The organism is Leisingera caerulea DSM 24564 (genome assembly GCF_000473325.1).
Taxonomy (GTDB): domain Bacteria; phylum Pseudomonadota; class Alphaproteobacteria; order Rhodobacterales; family Rhodobacteraceae; genus Leisingera; species Leisingera caerulea.
Genome location: NZ_KI421513.1, coordinates 2546197 through 2566284 on the forward strand (window position 1 = coordinate 2546197; position 20088 = coordinate 2566284).

At 65.5% G+C, this 20088-nt stretch carries 20 protein-coding genes, 1 tRNA gene and 1 riboswitch; of the genes, 13 read left to right on the forward strand and 8 right to left on the reverse strand.

Features of this window, described 5'->3' with window-relative positions:
* Window position 1: 1 nt before the first annotated feature.
* From thiD to thiC, 7 genes are read right to left on the reverse strand one after another with little or no spacing between them, the layout of a single operon-like run.
* Complete coding sequence (gene thiD, locus CAER_RS0119565; RefSeq protein WP_027236954.1) at window positions 2–706, reverse strand: bifunctional hydroxymethylpyrimidine kinase/phosphomethylpyrimidine kinase; 705 nt, start codon at window positions 704–706, stop codon at window positions 2–4.
* Window positions 703–1671 carry a HesA/MoeB/ThiF family protein gene (locus tag CAER_RS0119570; RefSeq protein ID WP_027236955.1) on the reverse strand — a complete coding sequence of 323 codons (969 nt, stop codon included), beginning with the start codon at window positions 1669–1671 and terminating at the stop codon, window positions 703–705. The genes thiD and CAER_RS0119570 overlap by 4 nt, the downstream gene beginning before the upstream one ends.
* Window positions 1668–2273, reverse strand: coding sequence for a thiamine phosphate synthase (locus CAER_RS0119575; protein ID WP_027236956.1), 606 nt, complete (start codon window positions 2271–2273; stop codon window positions 1668–1670). The genes CAER_RS0119570 and CAER_RS0119575 overlap by 4 nt, the downstream gene beginning before the upstream one ends.
* Entirely contained in the window at window positions 2273–3040 is a 768-nt protein-coding gene (locus tag CAER_RS0119580; protein WP_027236957.1) for a thiazole synthase, read from the reverse strand. The genes CAER_RS0119575 and CAER_RS0119580 overlap by 1 nt, the downstream gene beginning before the upstream one ends.
* Window position 3041: 1 nt before the next feature.
* Window positions 3042–3239, reverse strand: coding sequence for a sulfur carrier protein ThiS (gene thiS, locus CAER_RS0119585; RefSeq protein WP_027236958.1), 198 nt, complete (start codon window positions 3237–3239; stop codon window positions 3042–3044).
* Complete coding sequence (locus tag CAER_RS0119590; RefSeq protein ID WP_027236959.1) at window positions 3208–4176, reverse strand: FAD-dependent oxidoreductase; 969 nt, start codon at window positions 4174–4176, stop codon at window positions 3208–3210. Before CAER_RS0119590 ends, thiS begins: the two co-directional genes overlap by 32 nt.
* Window positions 4173–5987: a phosphomethylpyrimidine synthase ThiC gene (thiC, locus tag CAER_RS0119595; RefSeq protein WP_027236960.1), complete on the reverse strand. Its 1815-nt coding sequence runs from the start codon at window positions 5985–5987 to the stop codon at window positions 4173–4175. Before thiC ends, CAER_RS0119590 begins: the two co-directional genes overlap by 4 nt.
* A 137-nt stretch (window positions 5988–6124) precedes the next feature.
* Window positions 6125–6253, reverse strand: a riboswitch (TPP riboswitch).
* Between the two features lie 213 nt (window positions 6254–6466).
* Between thiC and bioB the strand changes: the two genes are divergently transcribed.
* The 12 genes from bioB to CAER_RS0119655 all read left to right on the forward strand — a co-directional run bounded on the left by bioB (window position 6467) and on the right by CAER_RS0119655 (window position 18890).
* Window positions 6467–7444 (forward strand): biotin synthase BioB, encoded by a 978-nt coding sequence (gene bioB, locus CAER_RS0119600; RefSeq protein WP_008556688.1) that lies wholly within the window; start codon window positions 6467–6469, stop codon window positions 7442–7444.
* A complete protein-coding gene (locus CAER_RS0119605) occupies window positions 7444–8583 on the forward strand; it encodes an 8-amino-7-oxononanoate synthase (protein ID WP_027236961.1) in 1140 nt (379 codons plus the stop codon). The genes bioB and CAER_RS0119605 overlap by 1 nt, the downstream gene beginning before the upstream one ends.
* Entirely contained in the window at window positions 8580–9206 is a 627-nt protein-coding gene (gene bioD, locus CAER_RS0119610; RefSeq protein WP_027236962.1) for a dethiobiotin synthase, read from the forward strand. The genes CAER_RS0119605 and bioD overlap by 4 nt, the downstream gene beginning before the upstream one ends.
* Window positions 9203–10501, forward strand: a complete 1299-nt coding sequence (bioA, locus tag CAER_RS0119615; protein ID WP_027236963.1) for an adenosylmethionine--8-amino-7-oxononanoate transaminase — start codon at window positions 9203–9205, stop codon at window positions 10499–10501. Before bioD ends, bioA begins: the two co-directional genes overlap by 4 nt.
* A 2-nt stretch (window positions 10502–10503) precedes the next feature.
* Window positions 10504–11121 (forward strand): pimeloyl-ACP methyl esterase BioG family protein, encoded by a 618-nt coding sequence (locus tag CAER_RS0119620; RefSeq protein WP_027236964.1) that lies wholly within the window; start codon window positions 10504–10506, stop codon window positions 11119–11121.
* Window positions 11118–11909, forward strand: coding sequence for a malonyl-ACP O-methyltransferase BioC (bioC, locus tag CAER_RS0119625; RefSeq protein ID WP_027236965.1), 792 nt, complete (start codon window positions 11118–11120; stop codon window positions 11907–11909). The genes CAER_RS0119620 and bioC overlap by 4 nt, the downstream gene beginning before the upstream one ends.
* A 182-nt stretch (window positions 11910–12091) precedes the next feature.
* Window positions 12092–13060 carry an ABC transporter substrate-binding protein gene (locus tag CAER_RS0119630; RefSeq protein WP_027236966.1) on the forward strand — a complete coding sequence of 323 codons (969 nt, stop codon included), beginning with the start codon at window positions 12092–12094 and terminating at the stop codon, window positions 13058–13060.
* Between the two features lie 398 nt (window positions 13061–13458).
* Window positions 13459–14424 (forward strand): ABC transporter substrate-binding protein, encoded by a 966-nt coding sequence (locus CAER_RS0119635; RefSeq protein ID WP_027236967.1) that lies wholly within the window; start codon window positions 13459–13461, stop codon window positions 14422–14424.
* A gap of 10 nt (window positions 14425–14434) precedes the next feature.
* On the forward strand, window positions 14435–15487 hold the full coding sequence (locus CAER_RS0119640; RefSeq protein WP_027236968.1) for a quaternary amine ABC transporter ATP-binding protein: 1053 nt from the start codon (window positions 14435–14437) through the stop codon (window positions 15485–15487).
* On the forward strand, window positions 15487–17523 hold the full coding sequence (locus tag CAER_RS0119645) for an ABC transporter permease (RefSeq protein ID WP_036797462.1): 2037 nt from the start codon (window positions 15487–15489) through the stop codon (window positions 17521–17523). Before CAER_RS0119640 ends, CAER_RS0119645 begins: the two co-directional genes overlap by 1 nt.
* A 123-nt stretch (window positions 17524–17646) precedes the next feature.
* Window positions 17647–18309: an NnrU family protein gene (locus tag CAER_RS0119650; RefSeq protein ID WP_027236970.1), complete on the forward strand. Its 663-nt coding sequence runs from the start codon at window positions 17647–17649 to the stop codon at window positions 18307–18309.
* A gap of 62 nt (window positions 18310–18371) precedes the next feature.
* Window positions 18372–18890 carry a DUF2478 domain-containing protein gene (locus CAER_RS0119655; RefSeq protein ID WP_027236971.1) on the forward strand — a complete coding sequence of 173 codons (519 nt, stop codon included), beginning with the start codon at window positions 18372–18374 and terminating at the stop codon, window positions 18888–18890.
* Window positions 18891–19021: 131 nt separating this feature from the next.
* Here the strand turns inward: CAER_RS0119655 and CAER_RS29790 are convergent.
* Window positions 19022–19105 (reverse strand) — tRNA-Tyr (locus CAER_RS29790).
* 120 nt (window positions 19106–19225) lie between these two features.
* On the opposite strand from CAER_RS29790, the gene rlmB reads away from it, so the two are divergent.
* Window positions 19226–20002: a 23S rRNA (guanosine(2251)-2'-O)-methyltransferase RlmB gene (gene rlmB / locus CAER_RS0119665; protein ID WP_027236972.1), complete on the forward strand. Its 777-nt coding sequence runs from the start codon at window positions 19226–19228 to the stop codon at window positions 20000–20002.
* Window positions 20003–20088 lie beyond the last annotated feature (86 nt).

A 20088-nucleotide genomic window follows, 5' to 3' on the forward strand; every position in this document is an offset into this window, starting at 1 on the left:
CTCAGCGGCGCAGCCAGCAGTGCACCGCGTCCTTGCCGTGGCGGCAGGCCTCTTGCAGGCTGTCCCCCTTTGCCAGATGGCAGGCAATGGCCGTGGCCAGACTGCACCCGGTGCCGCGTTTTGACACCGCCAGCCGCGGCGCGGCAAAGGGGGCAGGCGCGTCCTCCGCGGTGAACAGCAGGTCCACGCTTTCAGCACCGGTGCCATGGCCGCCTTTGACCAGCACCGCGCGCGCCCCCTGCGTCAGCAGTGCAGCGGCTTGCGCCTCAGGGCTGCCCAAAACGCCGGACAGCACCTCCAGCTCCGCCAGGTTCGGCGTGACCAGCGCCGCCCGCCGCAGCAGCGCGCCAAAACCGTCCGCCTCCATCAAAGTGCCTCCGGAACTTGCCTTCAGCACCGGGTCCAGCACGATGGGCAATCCCGCGGGCAGGGCCGCGTCCACCGCCTCTGCCACCGCAGCGGAGCCCAGCATCCCGATCTTCACCGCCCCCGGCAGAGCAGGCGTTGCCAAGGCGGCGCGCGCCTGATCCGCAACACGTGGGGGCGGGCAGGGGTGGACGTCCAGTACAGTCTCATTGGTTTGCACGGTCACGGCTGTCACCACCGGCCGGACTGCGGTCCCCAGCTCCGCCGCCATGGCGGTATCGCGGGTAAGGCCCGCGCCGCCGCTGCTGTCGGTGCCGCCAATGGCCAGGATCACTGTCACGCACTGCCTCCCGCTGCCAGCAGCGCCAGATCGCTATACCCGGCCTGCCGCAAGTCCTGTGCCGCCCCCCAGGCCCGCAAACCTGTGCGGCAGCACAGCACGATACGCGCCTTGCGGGGCAGGCCCGCCGCCAGCAGATCCGCACGGGAAATCCGCCGGGCCTGCGGCGCTGGCAGGCGCGGGGCTTCGGCGGCATCGCGCAGCTCGATCACCGTATCCTCAGGGCCGATATGAGACGCTGCGATAAAGGGCAGGGCTTCCTCCGGCTCTTCCGCCCCATCAAAGCGGAAAGAGCTGACCTGCAGGTCCTGCAGGCGGAAGATAAACAGCTGTCCCCGCGGGGAGGGCTGGTGATTGAGCAGCGCCTTCAGGGCAAGCTGCGCCTGCAGCGCGCCGATCATGCCCACGGCAGGCCCCATCACGCCCGCGGTTGCGCAGGTCGCAGCCTGTGCGGGCAAGTCCGGGAACACTGCGCGCAGGGACGGCCCGCCGCCGCAGAAGCCGCCGGCATACCCGGATTGACCCAGCGCCGAAGCGGAGATCAGCGTCTTGCCCTGCCGCAGGCATTCATCCGAGAGGATGTAAGACACCGCGAAACTGTCTGCCGCATCCACCACCAGATCGGCCCCGGCCACCATTGCGGGGGCGTTGGCGGCGTCCAGCGCTTGAACAAGTGCGCTGATGTGCAACGCTGGATTTGCGGCCAGCAGGTGCTGACGTGCAGCCTCCGCCTTGGGCCGGCCGAGGTCCGCCATGGAATAGAGCACCTGCCGGTGCAGGTTGCTCTCCTCCGCTAGGTCGCCGTCCATCACCGTGATCCGGCCCACTCCGGCCCCGCCCAGATATTGCAGCACCGGGCAGCCCAGCCCGCCTGCGCCCACCACCAGCACATGGGCGATTGCCAGCCGCTCCTGACCCTCCGCACCGACCTCCGGCAGGATCATCTGGCGCGCGTAGCGGCTCATGCGGGCTCCTTTGCGCGGCAGGCCTCCACCCATTCGCGGGTGCGCGCCTCGGGGTCGTCCGCCAGCTGGATATCAGTCACCACCGCGGCGCTGTCGGCCCCTGCGGCAAAGACCCCCGGCAGCCGCTCCGGCGTCAGCCCGCCAATCGCGACCAAAGGGGTCTTTCCCGCCATTTGCTTCCAGCGGGAGACCCGCTCCAGACCCTGCGGCCCCCATTTCATCTTCTTCAGCAATGTCGGATAGACCGGCCCCAGTGCCACATAGGACGGGTTGAGGGACAGGGCGCGGTCCAGCTCCGCCTCGTCATGAGTCGACAGCCCAAAGCGCGCACCCTTGCGGCGCAGCGCGGCAAAGTCGGCGGTGTCCATGTCCTCCTGCCCCAGGTGGACGAAGTTGCAATTCAGGTCCAAAGCCGCCTGCCAATAGTCATTCACCACCAGCTGCGCGCCATGCACCGCGCAAAAGTCGCGGGCGCGGGCGATCTGGCGGCGGACCTCAGCCTCCGGCTGGTCCTTGATGCGCAGCTGCACAAGCCTTGCCCCATGCGGCACCAGCAGCTCCAGCCGTCCCACATGGCCGACGATCAGATAGAAACGCTCCATCATGCAAACTCCGCCAGGCCCAGCACCGGGGTGGAGGGCACCGCCATGTCGCGCGGCTCCATCGGATCGGCCTCATATCCCAAACGCCCGGCCTCAATAGCCAGCGCCATCGCGCGGGCCATCCCGGCGGGGTCGCCGGCCTTGGCCACGGCGGTGTTCAACAGGACCGCATCCATACCCAGCTCCATTGCCTGGGCAGCGTCCGACGGCCGCCCGATGCCGGCATCCACGATCAGCGGCACACCGGTGAAATGCGCGCGCATCGTGCGCAGGGCGTCCGGGTTGCGCAGCCCCTGGCCGGAACCGATAGGCGCTCCCCAGGGCATCAGCACTTCACAGCCGGCATCCAGCAGCTTTTCCCCCACCACCAGATCGTCCGTGGTATAGGGAAAAACCTGGAAACCCTCGCCGCTGAGGATCCGGGCCGCCTCCACCAATCCGAACACATCCGGCTGCAGGGTGTCGGAATGGCCGATCACTTCCAGCTTGATCCAAGGGGTATCAAACAGCTCCCGTGCCATACGGGCGGTGGTCACCGCCTCCAGCACTGAATGGCAGCCGGCGGTATTAGGCAGGATGCGGCAGCCGGTTTTCCGCAGGCTCTCCCAGAACCCGGCGCCGGAGCCATCGGCGGTCTCGCGGCGCAGGGACACGGTGATGACCTCCGTGCCGCTGGACTGTATCGCCCCGGCCAGCACTGCGGGTGAAGGATATTGCGCGGTGCCCAGGAAAAGGCGCGAGGTGATCTCTGTTCCGTAAACTTTCATCTCATCCTCCCTGCATCGGGGCCAGCACTTCCAGCCGGTCGCCCTCGGACAGCTGCACCTGTTCCCGCTTGCCGCGGGCCACAAAGGTGCCGTTCAGCGCGGTGGCCACGGCCGAGGAGGCAAAGCCCAGCTCGTGCAGTGCCGTCTTCAGATCGGTTGCGGATACGTCACGCCGTTCGGCGTTCACGATGATCTTCATCTGATGTCTCCTGTAGCAGGCGGCGTGCCGCTGCTTGCGCCATCGCGGGGGCAAGCAGAAAGCCGTGCCGGTAAAGGCCATTGAGGCAGAGCGTGCCGTCCCGTTCGGTCAGCCGCGGCAGGTTGTCCGGAAAGGCCGGGCGCAGGCCCGCGCCGGTCTCCGCCACGCTGGCCTCGGCAAAGGCGGGGTGCAGGGCAAAGGCGGCGCTCAGCAATTCACTGAGCGAGCGCAGGGAGATGGGCCGGTCAGAGCTGCTCTCGATCATGGTGCCGCCGATCATGAAATACCCGTCTCCGCGCGGAACGAGGTAGAGCGGCATCCGCGGGTGCAGCAGCCGCAGGGTGCGGCTGATCTCCACCTCCGGGCAATACAGGATGGCCATCTCGCCGCGCACCGGGCGCAGGCCGGGCAGTGGTGCCGCCATCCCGGTGCAATCCAGCGTGACGCGGGCCGGGGCAGGGGTGCCATAGCGGATCTCCACCCCCATCGCCTGCACCTTGGCGCTCAGATCGCGCAGCGCGCGCCGCGGGTCCAGATGCGCCTCCTGCTCAAAGAACAGCCCTTGCGCAAACCGCCCCGCCAGCGCCGGTTCCAGTTCGCCAATCTCCGCCCCGTCCACGCCCCGGTGGCCGCGGGTGCGGCGGGCGAAACGGGTCAGCTCCGCCCGGTCGCGGGCAGGCGCCACCACCAGCGTGCCGCGCCTGTGAACCGGGGTGACCTTGGCCCACCAGCCGAAGGCGCGGCTGCCGAGGGTGATCACCTCTTCCTCGGCGCTTTCGCGTTCGCACCAGGGCGCCAGCATGCCGCCCGCAAAGCGCGCGACGCTGCCGGCCCCGGGCGCCTCGCCCCGCTCATAGACGGTGACCGCCGCCCCGCGCTGCGCCAGTTCATAGGCACAGGCGAGGCCGGCCAAGCCCGCGCCGGCGATGGTGATCATTCGGCCGGTTCCGCAGCCTCGGCGGCAGGCACATACAGCTCGCCGCCCTCCCGGAACTTGGCGGCCATCGCCTCCATGCCTTCTTTCTGGGCCTCGGCGCGGATGTCGTGAGATATCCGCATGGAGCAGAACTTCGGTCCGCACATGGAGCAGAAATGGGCGACCTTATGGGCCTGTTTCGGCAGGGTCTGATCGTGGAATTCGCGCGCGGTGTCCGGGTCCAGCGACAGGTTGAACTGATCCTCCCAGCGGAACTCGAAACGGGCGCGGGACAGCGCATCGTCGCGGCGCTGGGCGCCCGGCAGACCTTTGGCGAGGTCGGCAGCATGGGCCGCGATCTTGTAGGTGATCACCCCGGTCTTCACATCGTCGCGGTCGGGCAGGCCCAGATGCTCCTTCGGCGTCACGTAGCACAGCATCGCGCAGCCGAACCAGCCGATCATCGCGGCCCCGATGCCGCTGGTGATGTGGTCATAGCCCGGCGCGATATCTGTGGTCAGCGGCCCAAGCGTATAGAACGGCGCCTCGTGGCAGCACTCCAGCTGCTTGTCCATGTTCTCCTTGATCTTGTGCATGGCGACATGGCCTGGCCCCTCGATCATCACCTGGCAGTCCTTGGCCCAGGCGATCTTGGTCAGCTCGCCCAGGGTTTCCAGCTCCGCAAACTGCGCTTCGTCATTGGCGTCCGCAATGGAACCGGGGCGCAGCCCGTCGCCCAGCGAGAAGGACACGTCATACTGGCGGCATATGTCGCAGATTTCCTCGAAATGCTCATAGAGGAAGCTCTCCTTGTGGTGATGCAGGCACCACTTGGCCATGATCGACCCGCCGCGCGAGACGATCCCCGTCACCCGGTTCACCGTCATCGGCACCATGTGCAGCCGCACACCGGCATGGATGGTAAAATAGTCGACGCCCTGTTCCGCCTGCTCGATCAGCGTGTCGCGGAACACCTCCCACGTCAGGTCCTCGGCGATGCCGTTCACCTTTTCCAGCGCCTGGTAGATCGGCACGGTGCCGATCGGAACCGGAGAGTTGCGCACGATCCATTCGCGGGTGTTGTGGATGTTGCGGCCTGTCGACAGGTCCATCACCGTATCAGCCCCCCAGCGGATCGCCCAGACCAGCTTGTCGACCTCTTCCTCCATCGAGGAGGTGACGGCAGAGGTGCCCATGTTGGCGTTGATCTTCACCTTAAAATTGCGGCCGATGATCATCGGCTCGATTTCCGGGTGGTTGATGTTGGCCGGGATGATGGCGCGGCCCGCGGCGATTTCCTGGCGCACGAATTCCGGCGTCACGTAGTCGGGGATGTTGGCGCCGAAGTCATTGCCGTCACGGTTCGCGTGGCACGGCGACAGCTCGCGCAGCTGGTTTTCGCGGATCGCCACAAATTCCATCTCCGGTGTGATGATGCCCGCACGGGCATAGGCCAGCTGGGTCGGCGCCTTGCCGTCCTTGCCGCGCAGGGGGGCGGGTCTCACCGGGAACTCAGGCGTCAGCCGGTCGCCCTCGACAAATCCATTGTCCTCCGGCTTCACATCGCGGCCCTGGTAGCTCTCGACGTCGCCGCGCGCCTCAATCCACTGGCGGCGCAGCTGCGGCAGGCCCTGGCGGATGTCGGTCAGCACGTCCGGGTCGGTGTAGGGGCCGGAGCTGTCATAGACCGGCAACGGCGCCTCGCCCGCGGTAGGGTGGGTGGAGATCTCACGCATTGGCACGCGGATGTCCTGGTGGACCTCGCCGCTGACATAGATCTTGCGCGATGCGGGCAGGGCGCCCGTGGTGATCTTGGGATTGGGGACGTTCATCTGGTGTTCCTCCGGGGCTTCGGTTCAAAAACACCAATTGAGCCGGGACGGAGGAAAACGGGCAGGGGGGTGTACAGCCGGTGTACGGCCGGTGCACGCATGCTGCCTGTCCGAAACAGCGCTTGCCGCCGGGGCGCCGTGCGATGCTTCTTGCTTCCTACGCCAGTATCAACTGGGTCAGGTTCAAAGGGTCGCGCCGCCGGTCCGGGATACCCCGCACCATGACGCCTCTCAGTCCCTTGGGCGGGACTCCCCTGCGTGCCTATAGGGCTAGGGGAGGGGCGGGGTTCGCGTCAACCGGAATCTTTGTAGATTATTTTTTGGTATTAGTATCAGCGTGATACTGGACTTATGGGCGGGTTTTTGAGGCAAATCGCTGCAGCGCAGCTTTGATGCTTGATCGGCGGCTGCAAAATTATCTATAAAAACCAGCAACGCCATCCGCGCATGGCCAACAGGTATAGAGAACAGGAGACAGCATGCTGGACGCTGCACCCATCCGCACCGACTGGACCCGCGAGGAAGCGGAAGCGATTTACAATAAGCCATTCATGGACTTGCTGTTTCAGGCGCACACCGTGCACCGGCAGTATTTCGACCCCAATCAGGTGCAGAAATCCAAGCTGCTCAGCATCAAGACCGGCGGCTGCGCCGAGGATTGCGCCTATTGCTCGCAGTCGGCGCGCAACGGCGCGCAGCTCTCGGCCTCCAAGCTGATCGAGGTTCAGCGTGTGATCGCCGAGGCCAAGAAAGCTAAGGAAGGCGGCGCCACCCGTTACTGCATGGGCGCCGCCTGGCGCTCTCCCAAGGACCGCGACATGGCGGCTCTGGAGGCGATGGTGCAGGGCGTCAAGGACCTGGGTATGGAAACCTGCATGACCCTGGGCATGCTGGACGAGGAACAGGTGTTCCGCCTGCGCGACGCCGGTCTCGATTATTACAACCACAACATCGACACCTCGGAGCGCTACTACTCCGAGATCATCACCACCCGCACCTTCGCCGACCGGATCGACACCCTGAACCGAGTGCGCGAGGCGGGCATCAAGGTGTGCTCCGGCGGCATCGTCGGCATGGGCGAGCAGCAGCTGGACCGTATCGATATGATGCTGGCGCTGGCGACGCTGGAGGTGCACCCGGATTCGGTGCCGGTCAACATGCTGATCCCGATCGCCGATACGCCGCTGGCCAATGTCGAGAAGCTGGACCCGATCGAATTCGTCCGCTCGGTTGCTCTGGCCCGCATTCTGATGCCGAAATCGCACGTGCGCCTGTCCGCAGGCCGCACCGATATGTCGGACGAGATGCAGGCGATGTGCTTCTTTGCCGGGGCCAACTCGATCTTTGTCGGCGACACGCTGCTGACTGCCGACAACCCCGAAGAGGACAAGGACCAGCAGCTGTTCGACCGTCTGGGCATCACCGCCATGGCCGCGGGCTGCGACGGCAGCCGCTGATGGCGGGCGCCTTCCCCAGGCATGAGAAATCGCTGGAAGCGCTGCGCACGCGCGGACGCTACCGGCAGCTGATGCCGCGGGAAGGGCATGACTTCGCCTCCAATGACTACCTTGGGCTGGCGTGCAGCGATGTGATGCGCGCCGCCGCAGCCGATGCGCTGGCGCGCGGTGTGCCGGTGGGGGCAGGCGGCGCGCGCCTGCTGCGCGGCAATGACGCGGAACACCAGCTTCTGGAGGCTGAGGCAGCGGAGTTCTTCGGCACCGAGGCCGCGCTGTTCATGGGCGGCGGCTTTAATGCCAATCAGGCGATCTTCTCTACCCTGCCGCAACTGGGCGATCTGGTGCTCTATGACGCGCTGATCCATGCGAGCACTCACGACGGAATGCGGCTGGGCCGGGCGGAGACCCGCAGCTTTGCGCATGGCGATGTGGAAGACGCGGCGCGGGTGCTGAAAGAGTGGCGCGCGGCGGGCGGCACCGGTCAGGTCTGGATCGCGGTTGAGGCGGTTTATTCCATGGACGGCGACCTCGCGCCGCTGGACGCGCTGATGGCACTGGCCGATGCGGACGGCGCAGTGCTGGTGGTGGATGAGGCGCATTCAACGGGCGTGTTCGGCGATTTGGGCCGCGGGCTGGCGTATGAGATCGCGCACCGGCCAAACGTCCTGAGCCTGCACACCTGCGGCAAGGCGCTGGGGGCCTCCGGCGCTTTGATCTGCGGTCAGCGGGTGCTGATTGAGACGCTGATCAACAAGGCGCGCGGGTTTATCTTTGCCACCGCCCCGTCACCCTTGAACGCGGCACTGGTGCGGGCGGCCTTGCAGGAGCTGCAGCAGAACCCAAGCCGCCGCGAGCAAGCGTGGCAGGGGATCACCCATGCCCAAGGTGAAGCCAAACGCCTGTGCGGGCTGGAGGGTTTCCAAAGCCAGATCCTGCCGGTGGTGATCGGTGACGACAAGCGCTCCATGGCGCTGGCCTCCGCTATGCAGGCCCGCGGCTATGACATTCGCGGCATCCGCCCGCCGACCGTGCCACGCGGCACCTCGCGGCTGCGGCTGTCGATCACGCTGAACACGGGGGCAGGGGTCATCACCGCGATGTTCGAAGACCTCGCCCGGGAAATGGAGAATGGGGCATGAGCGCGCTGATCGTCACCGGGACCGATACAGGCATTGGCAAGACCGTCTTCTCGGCCGGCCTGGTGCAGGCCCTGGGCGCAACCTACTGGAAGCCGGTGCAATCCGGACTGGAAGAGGAGACCGACAGCCAGATCGTCTCCCGCCTGTCGGGCCGCCCGGCGCTGCCTGAAGGGTATCTTCTGCAACTGCCAGCCTCGCCGCATCTGTCGGCAGAGGCCGAGGGCGTGGAGATCGACCCGGATTCGCTGTCTTTGCCTGAGGCCGATGGCGTGCTGGTGGCCGAAGGCGCAGGCGGGCTGATGGTGCCGCTGAACCGCAAGGTGCTGTATCTCGATCTGTTCGCCCGCTGGGGCGCGCCGGTGATCCTCTGCGCGCGGACCCAGCTGGGCACGATCAACCACACGCTGCTGTCGCTGAAAGCCCTGCGCGATGCGGGCTGCCCGGTTGCGGGCGTGGCCTTCATCGGCGACGCGGAGCCGGCGGTGGAGGAAACCATCTGCCAATTCGGCCAAGTGGCGCACCTGGGGCGGCTGCCGGTGCTTGGCGAGCTGACCTCTGACGCGCTGGCCGTGGCCTTTCAGGCCAGCATCCGGGTGGACCTGATCAAGGAGGTGCTGTCATGAGTGCCGCAGACCTCACCCAGCTGGAGTTTGACCAGCAGCACCTCTGGCATCCCTACACCAATGTCGCCAAGCCCGGTCCGACGTTCGTCGTGAAGGAGAGCGAGGGTGTTTACATCACTCTGGACGACGGTACCCGGCTGATCGACGCCATGTCGTCCTGGTGGTGCATGATGCACGGCCACAAGAATCCGGCGATCACCAAGGCCATTCACGACCAGCTCGACACCCTGCCGCATGTGATGTTCGGCGGGCTGACCCATGACCCGGCGATTGACCTGGGCCGCAAGCTGCTGGAGATCACCCCCGAAAGCCTCACGCGCATTTTCTATTGTGATTCAGGCTCGGTCTCGGTCGAGGTGGCGATGAAGATGGCGGTGCAGTACCAGCACGCGATCGGCCAGCCGGATCGCAAGGAGTTTGCCACCATCCGCTCCGGCTATCACGGCGATACCTGGAAGGCGATGAGCGTTTGCGACCCGGACACCGGCATGCACCATCTGTTTCAGGGCGCGCTGAGCGTGCAGCATTTCGTCTCCCGCCCGCCGAACCGCATTAATGAGGACTGGAATGACGACCCGGCGCAAAACGGTCTGGGAGAACTGCGTGCCGTGCTGGAAGCCAACGCGCAGAAGATCGCAGCCTTCATTCTGGAGCCCGTGGTGCAGGGCACCGGCGGCATGTATTTCTACCACCCGGAGTATCTGAATCAGGCGCGTGCAATGTGCGATGAGCTGGGCATCCTCTTGATCTTCGACGAGATCGCCACCGGTTTCGCCCGCACGGGCGAGCTGTTCGCCACAAATTTCTGCACCGTCGAGCCGGATATCATCTGCCTCGGCAAGGGCCTGACCGGCGGCCATATCTCTTTCGCCTGCACCATGACCAATGACCGCGTGGCCGAAGGCATCGGCGGCGGCAATCCCGGTTTGTTCATGCACGGGCCGACTTACATGGGCAACCCGCTGGCCTGTGCGGCCGCGAAGGCCTCGCTGGACCTGCTGACCGGCCAGGACTGGCGCGGCACGGTGGCGGCTATCGGCGAGCAGATGGAGGCGGAGCTGGCGCCTGCGCGCGGCCTGCCCAATGTGGCGGACGTGCGGGTGCTGGGCGCCATCGGTGTGATTGAGATGAAGCACCGGGTTTCCGCAGACGAGGCGCACGCCCGCGCGCATGAGATGGGCGTCTTCCTGCGCCCCTTCGGGACTAACATCTACACCATGCCGCCCTTCATCACGGCGCCGGATCAGCTCAGCGAAATCACCGCGGGCATGCTGCGGCTGGCGCGGGAGCTGTAGGCATGGAATTCCGCTGGCTCAAACACAACAGCGCAGCCGAGGCCATCGTGGTCTTTGGCGGCTGGGCTGTGGGGCCAGAGGTGTTCTGGCATCTGGATGGCCCGCAGGACATCCTGTTTGCCAGCGGTTACAGCGATCTGAACGCGGAGCTGCCGGACCTGTCGGGCTATGAACGGATCAGCCTGCTGGCGTGGTCGTTCGGCGTGGCGGCCTATGCACACTGGCAGCAGGGGCGGCCGGATCCGTTCCAGCGCAAGGTGGCGGTGAACGGCAGCCTGAAACCGGTGAACCGCAGCGCGGGCATTCCGCCCGCGGTCTTCCGCAAAACGGCTGAGACGCTGAGCCTGGAAAGCTTTCAGAGCTTCCTGACGCGCGTCTTCGGGCAGCCTCAGCCCCCTGAGCCGCTGGATGCGGACGCGCTCCGGGCTGAGCTGCTGGCAGTGGAGCGGCGCGGCGACGCTCCGCAAACGCGGTTCGACCGGGTCTGGATCAGCACCGGCGACAAGATTTTTCCGCCCGCCAACCTGGAACGGGCCTGGGCGGGGCAGGCAGTCAGCCTGATCGACGCGCCGCACGCGCCATTCGGCCAGTTCGCGGCGTGGGAGGCGCTGTTGCAATGAAAGACATGACGCCTCCTCAGCTGGACCAGTCGCGGGTCCGGCAAAGCTTCCGCCGCGGGCTGCAAAGCTATCACCGCACCGCCTCGGTGCAGGCGGATATTGCCGCACGGCTGGCAGACTTGCTGCAGGCCCAGGGCGCGCCCGGGCAATTCGAGACTGCTTTGGAATTCGGCTGCGGCACCGGCCACCTGACCCGGCAGCTGGTGCAGCGGTTCGAAATTGGCAGCCTGCTGCTGAACGATCTGGTGCCGGAAGCGGCGTCCGCCTTGCAGGATTTCGGGGGCGCTGCGCCGGTTCAGGCCCGGTTCAAAGCCGGGCCGGTCGAAAGCCTGCCGCTGCCGCACGGGCTGGATCTGATCGCCTCGGCCTCCACCGTGCAATGGATTCCGGACCTGCCGGCGCTGACGGCGCGGCTGGCGGCACGGCTGAAGCCCGGCGGATGGCTGGCGCTTTCGGGCTTCGGGCGCGGGCAGTTTCGCGAGCTGGCGGCGTTGGGCTCCGCGGCCGCCGCGCCCAGCTACCTGGATGCCGCGGAGTGGCGGCCGGTGCTGCCGCAATGCCTGGATCTGCTGGCGGTCAAACAGGCGCCGGTGGTGCTGGAATTCGACAGCGCGCTGGCGCTGCTGCGGCATTTGCGCCAGACCGGCGTCAACGGCCATGCCCAGCAAAGCTGGTCCCGCCGGCATCTGCGCGACTTTGAGGACGCTTACCGGGCGCGGTTCGGCTGCGATGGAAAGCTGCCGCTGACCTATGATCCGGTGCTGCTGGTGGCCCGGCGCACCGCCTGACCGGTTGGCGCTGTTCCCGCGGCGCGATGCGCGCTTGAAGCAAGTTTTAGGCTTTTTTCTATTCTTTCGCGAAGCCGCCCCGCCGCAGCGTTAATCTTTGTCAATGTCCCCCTGTTATGCCGGACCCTGAGCTGCGCCTGCGCGCGGCACGTGGGAAGACTGGCAGTACGGGAGTGACGCCAATGAAAGTCAAAGCGTTTACGGCAGCGCTGGCGGCGCTGGCAGTTTCGGGGGCCGTTGAAGCGGCCGATATGGGGGATGTGGAAACGCCCATCCGCCTGTCGCTGAACAATTGGACCGGCCAGCGCCTGTCGACCTATATCGCGGGCGGGATGCTGGAGGAGGCAGGCTATACGGTCGAATATGTCGAGGCGGATCAGGGCGCCTTGTACGAGCAGATTGCCACTGGCGAGCTGCATGCCATGGTGGAGATCTGGACTACCAGCAATCCCGACGAATACATCGCAGCGCGGGAGGCTGGCCGGGTAGAAGAACTGGGCGACCTGGGGCTGGATGCACGCAACGGCGTGGTTTACCCGCCCTATGTGGCGCAGATGTGCCCGGGGCTGCCCAACTGGGAAGCGTTGCGTGAGTGTGCCAGCATCTTCTCCGAAGACGGCAACGGCAAGCGCGGGCGCTACCTGGCCTATCCGGAATCCTGGGGCTCGCCCGGGGCGGACCGGATCCGGGCGCTGGATCTGCCGTTTGACGTGGTCGCGGCCGAGTCCGAGGCGGCGATGATCGAGGAGTTCCAGCAGGCCTACAAGGACAAGCGCCCGGTGATCGCCACCTTCTGGGCACCGCACTGGGCGATGTCATCTTATGCGCTGCAATTCGTGCGGTTGCCCAAGCCGGAGCCGGCCTGCTACAGCGACCCGTCTTGGGGGCCGAACCCAAAGGCCACCGGCGATTGCGACTTTGCCCGCGGCGGCGTGGTCAAGGCCAGCTGGTCCGGCTTCAAGGGCCGCTGGCCCGCAGCCCATGAAATCCTCAAGAACTACGAGCTGAGCATCTGGGACCAGCAGCCGCTGATCGGGCTGGTGGATGTGCGGGGCGAGACCGTCCAGGGCGCGGCCCGCGGCTGGCTGGCGGTGAACCGCGCCAAGTGGATGCCAACGGTCGAGGAGGCCACCGGCAAGGGCCGTTCCTGATCGCGGGGGCAGCCAGGCAATTTGGTGATTAAATCTTCGGAACAGCGCCTCTGCGATGCGGGGCGCTGTTTTCGCATTCAGCCTTGCGGCTTGTGCCTGGATGCGCCGCCGCGTAAGCCCGGCGAGGGCGGGGAAAGTGATTCCGGAACTTGTGTGTTTACACAAAAACTTGAACCGTCAATCAAAATATTTTGCCGTTTGCGACGCAATTGCTCGACAAAGTGTCGTAATATGTTCCAATACTTGCATTATCCCCGGCCACACTTGGCTCATGGGCGCCGCTGACAGAAACACGGCCGGCTGAAATGCCAGTCAGGTGCCATGAACCGTCGGGTTCCAAAAGACGCGCCACAGCCGGAAACAGGCGGCGCAAAAGGATAATGACAGGGAGTATTGAGATGACTTTCAAAGGATATGCGCTGGCACTGGGCGCAGCCGCGATGACTGTGGCTGCGGGCATCGCCTCGGCCGCTGAACTGGGCGACACCAGCAAGCCGATCAAGCTGGCGGTGAACGAATGGACCGGCCAGCACGTGACCACCCACATCGCGGGCGAGATGCTCAAGGCTGCAGGCTATGACGTCGAATATGTCTCTGCGGGCATGATGAACCAGTTCCAGGCGATTGCCGATGGCGACATCCACGCGACGCTGGAAATCTGGTCCTCCAACGTTTCCGACGAATACGCCAAGAAGATCGAAGAAGGCACCGTGGTGGAGCTGGGCGACCTGGAGCTGAACGCCCGTGAAGGCATCGCCTATCCGGCGCATGTGGCGGAGATCTGCCCCGGCCTGCCGGCCTGGGAAGCGCTGAAAGACTGCGCGATGCAGTTCGCCACCGCCGAAACCCTGCCCGAAGGCCGCCTGGTGGACTACCCCGCTGACTGGGGCACGCCGGGTGCGGACCGCATGACCGGTCTGGGGCTGCCGTTCAAGGCTGTGCCTGCTGGCTCCGAGGCGGCGCTGATCGTCGAGCTGCGCGCCGCGACCGAGCGCAAGACGCCGCTGCTGATCACCTTCTGGCAGCCGCATTGGGCGATGTCCGCCTATGACGTCAAGTTCGTCGACCTGCCGCCGGGCGAGGACGCCTGTTTCAGCGATCCGGCTTGGGGCCCGAACCCCGATGCGGTGAACGACTGCGACTTCTCGCCTTCCCGCATCTTCAAGGCCGCCTGGTCCGGGATGGAGGAAACCTGGCCCGCAGCCTATGAAATCCTGTCGAACTACACCCTGGCCGTGGAAGACCAGCAGCCGATGATGGGCGCGGTCGATGTGGACGGCGGCAAGGTCGAAGAGGTGGTTGCCGAATGGATGGCCGCCAACGAGGACAAGTGGCGCCCGGTTGTCGACGCCGCCACCAACTGAGCCTTGCCCAGTGAGCGGCTCTGAAACGCCTGCCATCACCTGCCGGAATGTCTGGCAAGTGTTTGGCAACAATGCAGGCAGCGCCTTGAAGGAGGCGCTGTCGCGGCACGAAACACCCGAAGCGGCAGCTCAGGATCTGCGCTCCAAGGGGCTGATTCCGGCGGTGCAGGACGCCTCCTTTGACGTGAAGGAGGGGGAGCTGTTCGTGATCATGGGGCTGTCGGGCTCCGGCAAGTCGACCCTGATCCGCTGCATCTCGCACCTGCTGCACGCCACCGGCGGCGAAATCCGTATCGATGGCGAGAACATCGTCGAGGCCAGCCCCAAGCGGCTGATCGAGCTGCGCCGCAAGAAGCTGGGCATGGTGTTCCAGCACTTCGGCCTGTTCCCGCATATGACCGTAGCCGACAACGTCGCCTACCCGCTGCGGGTGCAGGGGGTGAAGAAGAAGCAGCGCCTTGCCAAGGCGCAGGAAGTCATCGAACTGGTCGGCCTCGGCGGGCGCGAAAAGAACTACCCGCGCGAACTCTCCGGCGGCCAGCGCCAGCGCGTCGGCATCGCCCGCTCGCTGGTGGCGGATTGCTCGGTCTGGTTCCTGGATGAGCCGTTCTCGGCGCTGGACCCGCTGATCCGGCGGCAGCTGCAGGATGAGTTCCTGGAGATCCAGGCCAAGCTGAAGACCACCATCGTTTTCATCACCCATGACATCAACGAGGCGCTGAAACTGGCTGACCGCATCGCCATCATGCGCGACGGCAAGGTCGTGCAGATCGGCACACCCGCCGACATCGTGCTGCGCCCGGTCGATGACTACGTGCGCGAGTTTTCCAAGGACGTGGCCAAGGGCCAGCACGCGCATGTGTCCTCGGTGATGCAGCCGGGCGAACACCATGTTTACGGCGCCGACGATCCCGGCCTGCGCCAGGACATGACGCTGGATGCAGCCCTTGCGCGCTGCATGGAGCTGTACGAGCCTGTGCCGGTCCGCACGGATGACGGCAAGCTGGTCGGCGTGGTGAACCCTGCGGATCTGGCCGCGGCCCTGCAGGTGGAGCAAGAGTGATGGCGGGTCTTTCGAAAGGCTCCATTGCGGCGCTGATCGCAGCGGCGGTAGGCGCCCTATGCCTTCTGCTGGAAAGCAGCCTGCCGTGGCTGGTGAAATTCCCGGCCGCCTGGGTGCTGCCCGCAACCGATTGGGTCGGGGCCGCCATGGAATGGTTTCTGGCGCTGATCAAACCTGCGGCGCGCAGTTTCTCGGCGCTAATGTTCTACCCTATGGAGGCCGCCAATTATGTGCTGAGCCACACGCCCTGGCCTCTGGTCATTTGCGCCACCACGGCGCTGGCCTGGATGCTGGGCGGCGTGCGCATGGCGCTGATGGCTGTGGTTGGCCTCGGCTTTGTGCTGGCGTCGGGCTATTGGCCCGAAAGCATGAACACCCTGGCGCTGGTTGCCGTCTCAGTGCCGCTGGCGCTGATCATCGGCGGCGGCATCGGTATCCTCGCCAATGAATACCCCAGGATCCGCCAGCCGGTGCAGGCGGTGCTGGATATCATGCAGACGGTGCCGACCTTTGCCTACCTGACGCCGCTGCTGGTGCTGTTCGGCTTTGGCCCGGTGGTCGGCCTCATCGCCTCGGCCATTTATGCCGCCCCGCCAATGGCGCGCAACGTGCTGTTGGGGTTGGAGCGGGTGGAGCCTGAGATCAAGGAAGCCGCCGTCATGTCCGGCGGCACCCGCCTGCAGCAGTTGTTCCAGTGCGAGATCCCCTCGGCCGGGCAGCAGATCATGGTGGGTGTCAACCAATGCCTGATGGCGGCTTTGTCGATGGTGATCATTGCGGCCGTGATCGGCGGCTTTGACGACATCGGCTGGGAGGTCCTCTTGACCATGCGCAAGGCGCAGTTCGGGCAAAGCCTGCTGGCCGGTCTGGTAATCGTGATCTTCGCGATCCTGATCGACCGGATGAGTGGCACCCTGACTCAGGACCGGCGCAACAGACACGACCCGCGCGTTGCCTGGGGCATTCTGGCACTGGGCGCGGCAGTAAGCGCAATCTTTTGGAGCCAGCTTCAGCAGCCCGGCACCTATGCCCTGTTCAACCCGGTCGCGGATAGCGTCGACCGGGGGCTGTCGGCCTTCACCAGCGCCAATGCGGAGGTTCTGACAGCGCTGAAAAACAACGTGCTGTTCTACGTGCTGCTGCCGCTGCGGATCGGATTGGATCAGGCTGTGCTGCCCTTCACCTGGGGCTTTGCCTGGACCCCGGTGATGAGCCTGGGGCTGTTTGCAGCAGGCGCTGCGGCGGCGGTGGTTTTTGCCCTGCGCGGCCAAATTGCGCTGGGCGTGATGCTGCTGATTGCCGCCGGAATGCTGGAAACCGGCATCTCGCAGTTGCCTTGGCCCTTTGTGCTCGCCGGGGCAGGGGCCTTGGCCTGGGTCGCAGGCGGGCGCGGGCTGGCAATCCTTACTGTGGTGCTCTTGGGGACCATCCTTCTCTCCGGCCTGTGGGAACGGGCGCTCTTGTCGCTCTACCTCTCCGGCGCTGCGGTCTTTGCCTGCGCGGTGCTGGGCGGAGCGGTTGGCCTGGCCTCTGCGGTGTCACCCGGTGTCTGGCGCGTGGTGCGGCCGGTCTGTGACATGCTGCAGACGATCCCGCTGTTCGTGTTCCTGATCCCTGTGCTGATGGTGTTCCAGATCGGCGAGTTCTCCGCCTTCCTGGCGATCATCGCCTATGCCATCGTCCCGATGATCCGTTACACCCGGCACGGGCTGGTCTCGACACCGGATGAGATGATCGAAGCAGCCACCGCCTCTGGCGCAACCACGTGGCAGATGCTCAAGGACATCCGCGCGCCTTATGCGGCGCCGTCGATCCTCTTGGGGCTCAACCAGACCATTCTCTATGCCTTTGCGATGCTGGTGATTGCGGCGCTGATCGGCACCACTGGCCTGGGCCAGTCGATCTACCTGGCGCTGGGGCAGGCGGACGTGGGGCTGGGCATCTCCGCCGGCGCGGCGATGGCGATCCTTGCCTTGATTGCCGACCGCATGGTGCAGGGTTTTGCAGAGGAGCGGCGCAAGGCGCTGGGTCTGTAGCGATCCTGAAAACCCTTAAAGAAGGGCGCCCCAGCGGCGCCCTTTTTTGATCTGGGGCAACGTTTTATACTGCCCGCCCGCCTATAGCTGCACGCAAGACTGATATATATCCGGAGAAACCCCATGGGCTGGCTTGAATTCACCGCCGCGCTGATGCTGTTCCTGGCCAGCCACGCCATTCCCGTGCGCCCGCCGGTGCGGCCTTGGCTGGTCAGCCGCATGGGGCTGCGCGGCTACATCATTGCCTACAGCCTGTTGTCGCTTGCGATCCTGGCCTGGCTGGTCGTGGCCGCCGCCCGTGCGCCTTACGTAGGTGTGCTGCCCTATTGGGAGGGGTTCCGCTGGGTGCCTTTGCTGGTGATGCCTCTGGCCTGCCTGCTGGCGGTCGCGGGGATGATGCGGCAGAATCCGTTCAGCTTTGGCGGGTTGGGGCTGCGCGCCTTTGATCCGGCTGACCCCGGCATTCTGGCCGTCAGCCGCCATCCGCTGCTGGCGGCAATGGCGCTCTGGGCCGGGGCGCATCTGTTGGCCAATGGCGACCTGGCGCATGTGATCCTGTTCGGGCTGTTCGCGGGCTTTGCCTGGATCGGCATGGTGCTGATCGACAGACGCAAGCAGCGCCAGATGGGGCAAGGGGAATGGAACCGCCTCAGCCGCAACACCGCGCGGCTGAACCCCGCCCGCTTGCGGCCCGCGGCCGCTGAGGCCGGGCTCGCGGCAGCGGTTTTCCTGGCGCTCCTGATCCTGCACGCACCGGTCATCGGCTACTCCCCGCTGCCCTGGTAGGGGTTGACCCCGGACGCCGCATGACCACCTATGAAATCTGACGACACTGGAGATTTAGACCGATGCACCTGGCCTATGTGATGACCGAAGAGCGCGGCGCCACCGACCGCCTGCTGAGCGAACTGGCCGAACGGCTGCAGGCCAAGGGCCTTCGCCTGGCAGGCATCGTGCAGACCAACGTGGAATGCTATGACAAGGAGCTCTGCGATATGGATGTGCGGGTGCTGCCGGACGGTGAAACCATCCGCATCTCGCAATCGCTGGGCGCAGGCGCCCGCGGCTGCCGCCTGAACCCTGAGGCGCTGGAACAGGCGGTGGGGCAGGTCTCTGCATCGCTGCAATCGGAGCCGGCGCCGCAGCTGCTGATCGTCAACAAATTCGGCAAGCACGAGGCCGATGGGCGCGGCATGCGCCCTATCATCGGCGAGGCCCTGGCGCTGGGCATCCCGGTGATTTCCGGCGTCAACAAGATGAACGTGGAGCCGTTCCAGGCCTTTGCAGATGGTATGGCGGTGGCGGCGGGCCCGGATCTGGACGCGCTGGCCGAATGGGCAGAACAGGCCGTGGCCGAAACTGCCTGACCGGCGGATTGCCTTTTCTAATCAAACGGAAAGCCCGCGCAGTTCACGCGGGCTTTTTGCAGCGTGCCACAGCGTGCGGCCTGTTCAGCCTGCTGCTGAACCACCATCGTCTGATCTGAAAAAAGAGAAGATGGTGGGCGACCCTGGAATCGAACCAGGCGTGCGTCTCCGCGAGGGAGTTACAGTCCCCTGCCACACCTTGCGGCCTGTCGCCCACTGTCAGTTGCGTGTTGCACCTGATGTGGAGGCGTGATTACTAGCAGGCCAAACGGGCGTCAACAGGAAAATCGCAAGTTTTTCGCACGCCTCGAAAATTCTTTCTGCCGGAGAGCAAAATGTCCAAGAAACCCAAATGGGTCGTCGAAAAAGAGCAGGCCAAAAAGGCCGCCTCAGCGGAAACCGTGTGGCTGTTCGGGCTGCACGCGGTGCGCGATGCGCTGCTCAATCCCAAGCGGGAAAAACTGCGCCTGATGGTGACGATGAACGCTCAGGCAAAGCTGGCAGACGCCATTGAAGACTCCGGTATTGAGGCCGAGGTGATCGACCCGCGCAAGTTCAACCCGCCGATTGATCCGCAGTCTGTGCACCAGGGCGCAGCGCTGGAGGTGAAGCCCTTGAACTGGGGCGGGCTGGCCGAAAACTGCATTGGCCGCGAGGCCCCGCGGGTGCTGCTCTTGGACCGGGTGACTGACCCCCATAACGTCGGCGCCATCCTGCGCTCGGCTGAGGTGCTGGGCGCCAGCGCGGTGATCGGCACCCGCCACCATTCGGCTCCCGAAACGGGGGCGCTGGCCAAGACCGCCAGCGGCGCGCTGGAACGCCAGCCCTACCTGCGGATGCGCAATCTGGCCGACACCATCTCCGAACTGCAGAACATGGGCTTTATCGTGCTGGGCCTGGACGGCGAGGCAGAAGCGACCATCGAGACCGCGCTGGACGGTAAGCAGCACCTGCCGGTCGCGCTGGTGCTGGGGGCCGAGGGCCCGGGCCTGCGCCAGAAAACCAAGGAGACCGTCGATCAGCTGGTCAAGATTGATGCGGCAGGCGGATTCGGCTCTCTCAACGTGTCCAATGCTGCGGCGATTGCGCTTTACGCCTCGATTGCACGCTAGGCGGGCCCGGCCCGTCACGGGGTGATCACATCTGCGTATCCTCCCTTTGCAACAGCAGGCCGCTGCGGCAGAGTCGGTGGGCTGCT

Excerpts from the sequence above, each read along its gene's own strand:
- CAER_RS0119570 (WP_027236955.1), bottom strand. The coding sequence starts at position 1,671 with ATGAGCCGCTACGCGCGCCAGATGATCCTGCCGGAGGTCGGTGCGGAG.
- CAER_RS0119575 (WP_027236956.1), bottom strand. The coding sequence starts at position 2,273 with ATGGAGCGTTTCTATCTGATCGTCGGCCATGTGGGACGGCTGGAGCTG.
- CAER_RS0119580 (WP_027236957.1), bottom strand. The coding sequence starts at position 3,040 with ATGAAAGTTTACGGAACAGAGATCACCTCGCGCCTTTTCCTGGGCACC.
- thiS (WP_027236958.1), bottom strand. The coding sequence starts at position 3,239 with ATGAAGATCATCGTGAACGCCGAACGGCGTGACGTATCCGCAACCGAT.
- CAER_RS0119590 (WP_027236959.1), bottom strand. The coding sequence starts at position 4,176 with ATGATCACCATCGCCGGCGCGGGCTTGGCCGGCCTCGCCTGTGCCTAT.
- thiC (WP_027236960.1), bottom strand. The coding sequence starts at position 5,987 with ATGAACGTCCCCAATCCCAAGATCACCACGGGCGCCCTGCCCGCATCG.
- bioB (WP_008556688.1), top strand. The coding sequence starts at position 6,467 with ATGCTGGACGCTGCACCCATCCGCACCGACTGGACCCGCGAGGAAGCG.
- CAER_RS0119605 (WP_027236961.1), top strand. The coding sequence starts at position 7,444 with ATGGCGGGCGCCTTCCCCAGGCATGAGAAATCGCTGGAAGCGCTGCGC.
- bioD (WP_027236962.1), top strand. The coding sequence starts at position 8,580 with ATGAGCGCGCTGATCGTCACCGGGACCGATACAGGCATTGGCAAGACC.
- bioA (WP_027236963.1), top strand. The coding sequence starts at position 9,203 with ATGAGTGCCGCAGACCTCACCCAGCTGGAGTTTGACCAGCAGCACCTC.
- CAER_RS0119620 (WP_027236964.1), top strand. The coding sequence starts at position 10,504 with ATGGAATTCCGCTGGCTCAAACACAACAGCGCAGCCGAGGCCATCGTG.
- bioC (WP_027236965.1), top strand. The coding sequence starts at position 11,118 with ATGAAAGACATGACGCCTCCTCAGCTGGACCAGTCGCGGGTCCGGCAA.
- CAER_RS0119630 (WP_027236966.1), top strand. The coding sequence starts at position 12,092 with ATGAAAGTCAAAGCGTTTACGGCAGCGCTGGCGGCGCTGGCAGTTTCG.
- CAER_RS0119635 (WP_027236967.1), top strand. The coding sequence starts at position 13,459 with ATGACTTTCAAAGGATATGCGCTGGCACTGGGCGCAGCCGCGATGACT.
- CAER_RS0119645 (WP_036797462.1), top strand. The coding sequence starts at position 15,487 with ATGGCGGGTCTTTCGAAAGGCTCCATTGCGGCGCTGATCGCAGCGGCG.
- CAER_RS0119650 (WP_027236970.1), top strand. The coding sequence starts at position 17,647 with ATGGGCTGGCTTGAATTCACCGCCGCGCTGATGCTGTTCCTGGCCAGC.
- CAER_RS0119655 (WP_027236971.1), top strand. The coding sequence starts at position 18,372 with ATGCACCTGGCCTATGTGATGACCGAAGAGCGCGGCGCCACCGACCGC.
- rlmB (WP_027236972.1), top strand. The coding sequence starts at position 19,226 with ATGTCCAAGAAACCCAAATGGGTCGTCGAAAAAGAGCAGGCCAAAAAG.